The following is a 443-nucleotide window of genomic DNA, read 5'->3' on the forward strand; positions in this document are numbered from 1 at the left end:
GTGATATAACGAACATCCAGCCCTCGCTTGAGAGCGATTTTTCCACTGAAAGTAATTTCCGGTAGTTCCCGAATAAATTTCTTCACCCGTCCTTCCTGGACGATATTTAATTTGCCGTCGGTAATTTCTGTTTTTAAACTGCCCGCAGTTAATGTGCCGCAGAAAACGATTTTCTTCGAAGTGGCACTGATATCAATAAATCCACCGGTGCCCATGATTTTACCATTGAATTTATGCACGCCGACGTTACCGTGCTGGTCGACTTCAGCAAAACTCAAATAACAAACATCCAGACCACCACCGTGATAAAAATCAAACTGGGACGTCATATCCAGAATGGCGCGGGTATTCACGTTCGCGCCAAAGGCGATCCCCTGTGAAGTAATACCGCCAATCGGACCTGTTTCTACCGTCAGAATAAAGTCATCAGCACAACCTTCTTC

Annotated in this window: 1 pseudogene; it reads right to left on the reverse strand. The window is 45.1% G+C overall.

The features are described 5' to 3' along the window. Positions 1-443, reverse strand: a pseudogene (locus tag KDK95_RS38975) (acetate CoA-transferase YdiF); the annotation flags it as partial.

The organism is Actinospica acidithermotolerans, assembly GCF_018139625.1.
GTDB lineage: Bacteria > Actinomycetota > Actinomycetes > Streptomycetales > Catenulisporaceae > Actinospica > Actinospica acidithermotolerans.